The following is an 8,458-nucleotide window of genomic DNA, read 5'->3' on the forward strand; positions in this document are numbered from 1 at the left end:
GGCGGTGCTGTCCTCGGACGGCCCGGTGCTGGTGCTGGCGGGCGCAGGCACGGGCAAGACCGCGGCGCTGACCGCGCGGCTGGCGCATCTGATCGCGACGCGGCGCGCCTGGCCGTCGGAGATCCTCGCGGTCACCTTCACCAACAAGGCTGCGCGCGAGATGCGCGAGCGCGTCGGGCGGATCATCGGCGAGGCGGTCGAGGGCATGCCCTGGCTCGGCACCTTTCATTCGATCGGCGCGAAGATGCTGCGCCGCCATGCCGAGCTGGTCGGGCTGCAATCGAACTTCACCATCATCGATACCGACGACCAGCTGCGCTTGCTCAAGCAGCTGATCCAGGCGGCGGATATCGACGACAAGCGCTGGCCCGCGCGCCAGCTCGCCGGGTGCATCGACCGCTGGAAGAACAAGGGGCTGAACCCGCACGAGCTTGATGCCGCCGAGAGCGAGCTCTACGCCAACGGTCGCGGGCAGGAGCTCTACACCGCCTATCAGGACCGGCTGAAGGCGCTCAACGCGTGCGATTTCGGCGATCTGCTGCTGCACATGCTGACGCTGCTGCGCACCGACCGCGCGGTGCTCGAGCAGTATCAGCAGAAATTCAAATATATCCTGGTCGACGAATATCAGGACACCAATTCCAGCCAGTATCTCTGGCTGCGGCTGCTCGCCCAGGCGCGCAAGAACATCTGCTGCGTCGGCGATGACGACCAGTCGATCTATTCGTGGCGCGGCGCGGAGGTCGCCAATATCCTGCGCTTCGAGAAGGATTTTCCCGGTGCGCGGATCATCCGGCTCGAGCAGAACTACCGCTCCACCCCGCATATCCTGGGCGCGGCCTCGGGGCTGATCGCGTCGAACAGCGACCGGCTCGGCAAGACGCTGTGGACCGAGGTCGATGCGGGCGAGAAGGTGCGCGTGCTCGGCGTCTGGGACGGGCCCGAGGAGGCCCGGCGAATCGGCGAGGAGCTCGAAAGCCTGTCGCGGCGCGGGATCAGCCTCGACCGGACCGCGATTCTGGTGCGCGCGCAGTTCCAGACGCGCGAGTTCGAGGACCGGTTCATCGCGATCGGCATGCCCTATCGCATCATCGGCGGCTTCCGCTTCTACGAGCGCGCCGAAATCCGCGATGCGCTCGCCTATCTGCGCGTCGTCAACCAGCCGGCCGATGACCTGGCGTTCGAGCGGATCTTCAACACCCCCAAGCGCGGCCTGGGCGACAAGGCGCTCGAAAAGGTGCACCGGCTCGCGCGCGCGACCGGGCTGCCACTCAGCGCCGCCGCGTTCCAGATCCTGGACAGCGATGAATTGCCCGCGCGCGCGCGCACCGCGCTGACCGCGCTGATGCGCGGCATCGCGCGCTGGCGCGACCTGCTCGCCACGATGAACCCGGCGGACCTGGCGCGGCAGATTCTCGACGAATCGGGCTATACCCAGGTGCTGCAGGCCGAACGCTCGGTCGAGGCCTCGGGCCGGCTGGAAAACCTGTCCGAACTCGCGCGCGCGATGGAGGAATATGAGACTCTGGGCGATTTCCTCGAGCATGTGAGCCTCGTGATGGACAACGAGGCCGCGGCCGACGAGGCCAAGGTCACGATGATGACCATCCACGGCGCCAAGGGGCTGGAATTCGAGCATGTCTTCCTGGCGGGATGGGAAGAAGGCGTCTTCCCCTCGCAGCGCGCGCTCGACGAGGGCGGCATGGCGAGCCTCGAGGAGGAACGCCGCCTCGCCTATGTCGCGATCACGCGCGCGCGGGCGAGCTGCACGATCCTCCACGCGGCGAACCGGCGCATCTATGGCCAGTGGACCAGCTCGATCCCGTCGCGTTTCATCGGCGAGCTGCCAGCTGAGCATGTCGAGGAGGAAAGCTCGCTGACCGGCGGGGCGTCGCTGTGGCGCGCAGGCCTTTCCGAACGCGACGATCCGTTCGCGCATCTGGCGCGCGATCCCGAGCGCGCGGCGCGGCGCGGCCCCGGCTGGCAACGCGCGGCGCAGGTGCCCGGCGGCTTCAATGCGACGCCGCAACGCGTCGCCGAAGCGCGGTCGAGCGCCATCAGCTTAGGAAACGCGGGGCGCAACGATGTCGAGATCGGCACGCGCGTCTTCCACCAGAAATTCGGTTACGGGCTTGTCGCCGAGAAGGAAGGCAACAAGCTGGAGATCGACTTCGAGAATTCGGGGCGCAAGCGCGTGATCGACAGCTTCGTCAGCCTCGCTTGAGGCCGGTATCGCGGGTCAGATACGTTCGGCCCGCGCCACCGATTCCGATGCGCGCAGCGCCATGATGATCTGCATCAGGTGGCCGACATCGTGCACTTCCAGGTCCGATTCATAGGTGTGGAACGGCTGGTCGCGGTTGGTGAGCTTGAGGTTGACGATGTTCGCCTTGTGATGGCTGAAAATGCCCGCCATGTCGGCGAGCGTGCCCGGCCGGTTGTACAGGATCGCGCGGATGCGCGCGGTCGCGCCATCCGAATCGCCGCCCCATGACAGGTCGATCCAGTCGGCATCGACCCCGCTGACCAGATTGAGGCAATCGATGGTGTGCACCTCGATATGCTGGCCCTGGCGGCGCAGCCCGACGATCCGGTCGCCCGGCACCGGATGGCAGCATTCGGCGAGCTGGAAGGCGACGCCCGGGGTCAGCCCCTGGATCGAGATCGCGCGGTCCTGGCGCGGGAATTCGCGCAGCGCGGCCTGCTCGCTGCTGCTGCCGGGGACGAGCGCATCCATCAGCGCGACATCCTTGATCTGGTTTTTGCCGATGGCGAGCATCAGATCGTTCTCGTCGTCCATCCCCAGCCGCTCGAGCGCCTGTTTCAGCGCCTTCTTGCCGATCTTGACCGGCAGGCGATCGGCAATCTCGTCGAAGATCACCCGGCCCATCGCGATGGTCTCGTCGCGCTCCTTGTCGCGGACATAGCGGCGGATCGCCGCGCGCGCCTTGCCGGTGGTGACGAAGCCGAGCCAGCTGGTCTGCGGCTCCTGGCCTTCGGATTTCAGGATCTCGACGATATCGCCATTGGCGAGCGGGGTGCGCAATGGAACGTTGCGCCCGTTGATCAGCACGCCCACCGCCTTGTTGCCCAGATTGGTGTGTACCGCATAGGCAAAGTCGATCGCGGTCGCGCCCTTGGGCAACTGATGCAGCGCGCCCTTGGGGGTGAAGGCGAAGATCCGGTCCTGGTACATTGCCATGCGGGTGTGCTCGAGCAGCTCGTCGGCATCCTGCGCGGTGTCGAGAATCTCGATCAGATCGCGGATCCAGCCCGCCTGGCCGTCGGGGCGGGTGCCGCCCTGCTTGTACGCCCAGTGCGCGGCCAGGCCGAATTCGCTCTGCCGGTGCATCTCGTGCGTGCGGATCTGGATCTCGACGCGCATCGACTGGCCATGGATGATCGCAGTGTGCAACGAGCGATAGCCGTTGCGCTTGGGCGTCGAGATATAGTCCTTGAACCGGCCGGGGATCATCTTCCACTTGCGGTGGATATGACCCAATGCGGCATAGCAGTCGTCGATGCTGTCGACGATGACGCGAAAGGCAATGATGTCGGTCATCTGCTCGAACGACACGTGCCGTTCGGCCATCTTGCGCCAGATCGAATAGGGGTGCTTTTCGCGGCCACTGATCTCGGCGGCCAGGCCATGCGCGGCGAGTTCGGCCTGCAGCGATTCCGCGATCGTCTCGACCTGGTTCTCGCCGCTCGCCTTGATCTGGTCGAGCCGGCCGCAGATCGTGTCATAGGCTTCGGGCTCGAGCTCGCGGAACGCCAGCATCTGCATCTCGCGCATATATTCGTACATGCCGACGCGCTCGGCGAGCGGGGCGAAGATATCCATCGTCTCGCGCGCGATGCGCTTGCGCTTGTCGGCGCTGGCGATGAACTTGAGCGTGCGCATGTTGTGCAGCCGGTCGGCCAGCTTGACCAGCAGCACGCGCAGGTCGTTCGACATCGCGAGCAGGAACTTGCGCAGATTCTCCGCCGCGCGCTCGTTTTCGGTCTGCGCCTCGATCTTGGAGAGCTTGGTGACGCCATCGACCATCTCGGCGACCTTGGGGCCGAACAGGCGCTCGACCTCCTCGATCGTGGTCAACGTGTCCTCGACCGTGTCGTGCAGCAGCGCGGTGATGATGGTCTCGACGTCCATCTTCAGGTCGGTCATCAGGCCGGCCACCTCGATCGGGTGGCTGAAATAGGGGTCGCCGCTGGCGCGCTTCTGGCTGCCATGCTTCTGCACGGAAAACACATAGGCGCGATTGATCAGCGCCTCATCGGCATCGGGGTCGTAGTCCTTGACCCGCTCGACCAGTTCATATTGTCTCAGCACCCATTGAATGTCGGTGCTTTGCAAGCAATTGCAACAGAAAAACGCGCCTGTGCAGCGGGTCCTGGTCGGGGTCGCTCGGGGCAAGGGACCAGGGCATCAGGGGGGCTGCACAGGCGCGGGAGGTTTGCCAGGGACAAGGGGGTGCGATGTGGGAGTATCGCACGCCCTGGTCACCCGGCCGGAAGGGGCAGGGCCGATCAGCCCTTGGCGTTGCAGCTGGCGAGCTCTTCGCCGCCCATCGCCTCGTTGCGGGTTGTAAACGCGGTCACGTCACCCATCTTGCGCGAGAGGCGCGTGCAGGCGTTGATCGGACGCGAGGTCGCCTTCGATCCGGTGCAGACGGTGCCTTCGCACTGCCACACCACGCCCTGGATGATCTTGGTGGTCTTTTCGACCGGTGCGGCGAGTTCCGCCGTGAAATAGCTGCTGCCCGGGGCCTGGGCGCTCGCGGTGCTCGCCTGCATCATCACCATGCTCGACAGCGAGGCGGCGGCGACAAAGGCGATCTGGGTGAGGGTCTTGGAAAAGCGGGGCATGGCGTGTCCTTTCTAACGGTGTTCCCGGGGAGGAAATCAGGGGGTGCAATTTCGGTTGCGAATCACTACCTATACGAATAGGTTTCGAGTTGCAACTAGAAACTGAATTTTCATTGGCAAGGCCGCATTTTTCGATAAGATGGCGGCTTGAAACTGGATTTGATGATCATGACCCACGGCAACCCCAACAAACTGCGCGAACCGCTGGCGGAGATTGCCGCCTGTTGCAGTCTGCCCCAGGCGCTGGAGACGATGGGCGAGCGCTGGTCGTTCATGATCCTGCGCGCCTCGTTCAACGGGCTGCACCATTTCGAGGAATTTCTCGAGGAACTGGGCATTGCCCGCAACATCCTGTCCAACCGGCTCACCCGGCTGGTCGAAAGCGGTATCCTCAAGCGCGCGCCTTGCGTCGATGACCGGCGCAAGATCGAATATCGCCTCACCGACAAGGGGCTGGACCTGCTTCCGACGATGATCGCGCTGCGCCAATGGGGCGAGAAATGGGAAAGCGGGGTGCCGTCGAACCCGGTGCTGGTCGATGAGCGCGATCGCCGGCCGATCCAGCCGATCTCGATCCGCGCGCACGATGGCCGCGTGCTGACGCATCACGACCTGTGCTGGATCGACATGGCCGACATGAACGCCGTCGATGGCGACGACAATGATCACGACGGCGTCGTGAAGCGCATCGCCAGCATCTGACGGCGCCGGTTCGCCTGCGGACGGCCCTCAGCTGGTCGCGCGGACGATCAGCTCGGGCTCCAGCTGCACCGGTTCGCAGATCTCGCCATCGATCTGGCGGAACACCATGTCGACCAGCATCCTTGCACCAGCCTGAAGGTCCTGGCGGATGGTGGTGAGCGGCGGCGTGGTGTGCGCGGCGAGCATGATGTCGTCATAGCCGACCACCGCGACATCGCCCGGCACCGACAGGCCATGTTCGGCCAGCGCCCGCAGCGCGCTCATCGCGACCACGTCGGACGAGGCGAAGATGCCGTCGATGCCGGGATTGTCGTCGAGGAACGCGCTGGCCGCGCTATAGGCGGCCTCGGAGGTGAGATGGATCGGCAGCGTGTGCACGCTGTGCGAAAGGCCCGCCTCGGCACAGGCCTGCAGAAAGCCCTGCTGGCGCTGGCCGAATTCGGGCGGGCTGGGGTTGCCCAGGAACAAGAGGTTGCGCTTGCCGCGCTCGATCAGGTGGCGTCCGGCGATGAGCCCGCCGCGGACATTGTCCGACCCCACGGTGACATGCCGCTGCCCCTCGATCCGCGCACCCCAGACCATCAGCGCGCGATGGCGCTCGGCGGCCGCCTCGAGCACCGCCATCTGGTCCGACTGGCCGATGACGATCGCGCCATCGACGCGCCCGGAATCGAGCAGATCGTCGAGCCAGTGATCGGTGGACGGGATGACCCGCGAGAGCAGCAGGTCGAAATTGCGCTCGGTCAGCGCATCGGCGAGATAGCCGAGCATGGTCATGAAAAACGGGTCGGAGGGGTGCTGATCGACCTCATGGCCCATCGGCATGACCACGCCGATCGCCTGTGCGCGACGCAGGCGGAGATTCTGCGCGACCTGATTCGGCTTGAAACCGTGCAGTCGTGCCAGTTCCACCACGCGTTCGCGCGTCTTGGCGTTGATGATCGTCTTGCCTGCCAGTGCCCGCGATACCGTGGACACCGACACTCCAGCGAGCTCTGCGAGCTCCTGCATCCCGATCTTGCTGATGGTACGCGCCTTTCCCCAAAGATGCTGCGCCGCCCCCCGGTAATGGTTCTAGACACTTAGCGATGAACCGTCGAGCGTCTTGTCAGCTTCAGCTTGCGTTTTCGCTACTCCCTCTGTATTAATACAGCAACACACGCAAGGAGTATCGTCATGGCCGTCACTTGGAAACACGCTCTGGTCGCTGCTGCTGCCGCGATCGCGGTCGCAGGCTGCAATATGGTCGACGGTGCCGAGGTGCTGATCGAGGACGAATCGGGCGGTTCGGATGAAGGCTGGTCGTCCACATGGTCGGGCGAGCCGTTCGACCGGATCACGCTGGCCGGGCCGGACAACATCACCTTCACCACCGAGGGCGAGCATGCGGTCAGCGCCTCTGGCGATGACAAGGCGCTGGAAAGGCTGCAATTCCGTGTCCGCGATGGCGAACTGCGCATCCGCCGCAAGAAATCGACCTTCAGCTTCGGCGATTCGGGCGAGGCCAATATCAAGGTCAGCGCGCCCGCGCTGCGCGCGCTGGTGCTGGCCGGATCGGGTTCGGCGAAGATCGATCGGATGGAAGGCGACGAGATCAAGCTGAGCGTCGCCGGATCGGGCACTGCCGATATCGCGCAGCTGACCGCGAAGAAGCTCGACGGCGCGATCGCGGGCAGCGGCTCGCTCAAGCTCGCGGGCAGCGCCGACAATGCCGATATCTCGATCGCGGGATCGGGCAGCGTGCTCGGCGAGCGCTTCACCAGCCCCACCGTCGATATCTCGATTGCCGGATCGGGCGATGTGACCATGGCCTCGGACGGCACGGTCGATGCCAGCCTGATGGGGTCGGGCGATGTCACCATCAAGGGCAAGGCCAAGTGCAAGAGCAGCTCGATGGGATCGGGCACGATCACCTGCGGCTGATCCCCGCAGGCGCACACCGGACGCAAAAGCGGTTGCATGGCGGCAAGCCATGCTAGACACTCTCCCCCGCTCCCGGGACCCCCGGGGCGGGGGAGAGCGCATTGACAAGCAACGACAATCCCGACGGCGCGGCGGACGAACCCGGTTTCTGGGACCGCCACGTGATGCCGCGGCTGATCACCTTCTGCTGCGGCCAGCCTGCGATCGCCAGGGCGCGCAGCCGAATCGTGCCGCGCGCGCAGGGCCGGGTGCTCGAACTCGGCTGCGGCGGCGGCATCAACCTCGATCATTACGACCGCGCGCGGGTCACCGCGCTGGCCGGGGTCGATCCCTCGCCCCAGCTGCTCGATACCGCGTGCGGCAAGGCGAAGGCGCGTGGCTTCGATGCCGATTTCCGCGCGGGCTTTGCCGAAAGCCTGCCCTTTGCAGATAGCAGCTTCGATACCGTGCTCACCACCTTCACCCTGTGCTCGGTCCGCGATCCCAACGCCGCGCTGCGCGAGATGCGCCGCGTTCTGGCGCCCGGCGGCACGATCCTGTTTCTCGAACATGGCGCCGCGCCCGATCCGGGTCCCGCACGCTGGCAGCGCAGGATCGAGCCGGCGTGGAAGCGCATCGCGGGCGGCTGCCACCTGACGCGCCCGGTGAGCGCCGCCTTTGCCGGCCAGGGCTTTCGGCTGAGCGGCTGCGACAGCCGCTACATGCCGAAGACGCCGCGCTTCCTCGGCTGGATCGAAATGGGCGAGGCACGCGCATGATCGGGCGGTTGTTCGCGCTGACGCTGACGCTGCTGCTGCCCGAAGCCGCCCAGGCGGCGGACAAGCGCTTCACCCTTTCGGCTTTCGACAAGGTGCGGATCGAGGGCGATGTCGCGGTCGAGATCCGGTCGGGCGCGTCCCCGTTCGCCGTCGCCAGCGGCGATCCGCGCGCGCTCGAGGCGCTGTCGCTCAGGGTCCAGGGCGGC

The 8,458-nt window shown here is 65.7% G+C and carries 7 protein-coding genes and 1 pseudogene; 5 read left to right on the forward strand and 3 right to left on the reverse strand.

The window, feature by feature from the left end; all coding sequences use genetic code 11:
- The coding region (locus DM995_RS14310) for an ATP-dependent helicase (protein ID WP_116969853.1) at window positions 1–2,224 on the forward strand (2,224 nt) is incomplete at its 5' end.
- Window positions 2,225–2,239: 15 nt separating this feature from the next.
- On the opposite strand, the gene DM995_RS14315 is transcribed toward DM995_RS14310, so the two are convergent.
- Together DM995_RS14315 and DM995_RS14320 are read right to left on the reverse strand one after the other, a co-directional pair.
- Entirely contained in the window at window positions 2,240–4,333 is a 2,094-nt protein-coding gene (locus tag DM995_RS14315; protein ID WP_116970485.1) for a RelA/SpoT family protein, read from the reverse strand.
- 197 nt (window positions 4,334–4,530) lie between these two features.
- Window positions 4,531–4,869, reverse strand: a complete 339-nt coding sequence (locus DM995_RS14320; protein ID WP_023838844.1) for a DUF8200 family protein — start codon at window positions 4,867–4,869, stop codon at window positions 4,531–4,533.
- A gap of 162 nt (window positions 4,870–5,031) precedes the next feature.
- Between DM995_RS14320 and DM995_RS14325 the strand changes: the two genes are divergently transcribed.
- Window positions 5,032–5,571: a winged helix-turn-helix transcriptional regulator gene (locus tag DM995_RS14325; RefSeq protein ID WP_023838845.1), complete on the forward strand. Its 540-nt coding sequence runs from the start codon at window positions 5,032–5,034 to the stop codon at window positions 5,569–5,571.
- A gap of 27 nt (window positions 5,572–5,598) precedes the next feature.
- On the opposite strand, the gene DM995_RS14330 is transcribed toward DM995_RS14325, so the two are convergent.
- Complete coding sequence (locus tag DM995_RS14330) at window positions 5,599–6,582, reverse strand: substrate-binding domain-containing protein (RefSeq protein ID WP_023838846.1); 984 nt, start codon at window positions 6,580–6,582, stop codon at window positions 5,599–5,601.
- A gap of 165 nt (window positions 6,583–6,747) precedes the next feature.
- On the opposite strand from DM995_RS14330, the gene DM995_RS14335 reads away from it, so the two are divergent.
- From DM995_RS14335 to DM995_RS21920, 3 genes and pseudogenes are all read left to right on the forward strand, one after another.
- A complete protein-coding gene (locus tag DM995_RS14335; RefSeq protein ID WP_116969854.1) occupies window positions 6,748–7,494 on the forward strand; it encodes a head GIN domain-containing protein in 747 nt (248 codons plus the stop codon).
- 101 nt (window positions 7,495–7,595) lie between these two features.
- Window positions 7,596–8,252 carry a class I SAM-dependent methyltransferase gene (locus tag DM995_RS14340; RefSeq protein WP_353653366.1) on the forward strand — a complete coding sequence of 219 codons (657 nt, stop codon included), beginning with the start codon at window positions 7,596–7,598 and terminating at the stop codon, window positions 8,250–8,252.
- Window positions 8,249–8,458: pseudogene (locus DM995_RS21920) on the forward strand (head GIN domain-containing protein); the annotation flags it as partial. The gene DM995_RS14340 and the pseudogene DM995_RS21920, both read left to right, overlap by 4 nt.

The organism is Blastomonas sp. UPD001 (genome assembly GCF_003426715.1).
In the GTDB taxonomy this organism is placed as follows: domain Bacteria; phylum Pseudomonadota; class Alphaproteobacteria; order Sphingomonadales; family Sphingomonadaceae; genus Blastomonas.